Source organism: Vibrio sp. 10N.222.49.C9 (genome assembly GCF_041474985.1).
Lineage (GTDB): Bacteria > Pseudomonadota > Gammaproteobacteria > Enterobacterales > Vibrionaceae > Vibrio > Vibrio crassostreae_C.
Map to the genome: position 1 here is coordinate 1 of NZ_JBFRVD010000271.1, position 460 is coordinate 460.

The following is a 460-nucleotide window of genomic DNA, read 5'->3' on the forward strand; positions in this document are numbered from 1 at the left end:
GTTATTGCTGCTTCTTTGAGGCCGAAGTGCTCTAGGTGACATGATGGCATGCTGAGAATTAACGGTTTTTGTAGCTGAGCTGCGACTTCTGCGTAGCTTTTCGCTGTTAAGAAGTCGACAAGGTTAGCTGATGGAATGGCGAACCCTTGCTTGCTTGCGTTAGATAGCATGCGTTTCGTTGTTACGAGCATTTTTGGTGATCCTGTGTGATGACTAAAAGGCAAGGCGAACCTAGCCGATCTGCCTATTAGAAATGCTATGTCTTTTGTGGGGTTGGGTTTTCGAGCAGATTCACAGTAACTAGATCTTGGTTCGGTGCTTTTCCGAGGTGCCTCGAAAAAAATAAAGAAAACCTCCGAACACATAAAGCGGTCAGAGGTTTAGTTGTTTACATCTCTACAATGCTTGGCGAAAGAAGTAGTGCCGTGTAACCAGTGTGGAAGTTACTCTCTACCATTAC

1 protein-coding gene is annotated in these 460 nt (G+C 45.0%); it reads right to left on the bottom strand.

What is annotated here, in order from left to right; all coding sequences use genetic code 11:
• On the bottom strand, window positions 1–191 hold a 191-nt coding region (locus AB4585_RS23095), incomplete at its 3' end, for a class II fructose-bisphosphate aldolase (protein ID WP_372171132.1).
• Window positions 192–460: the final 269 nt, after the last annotated feature.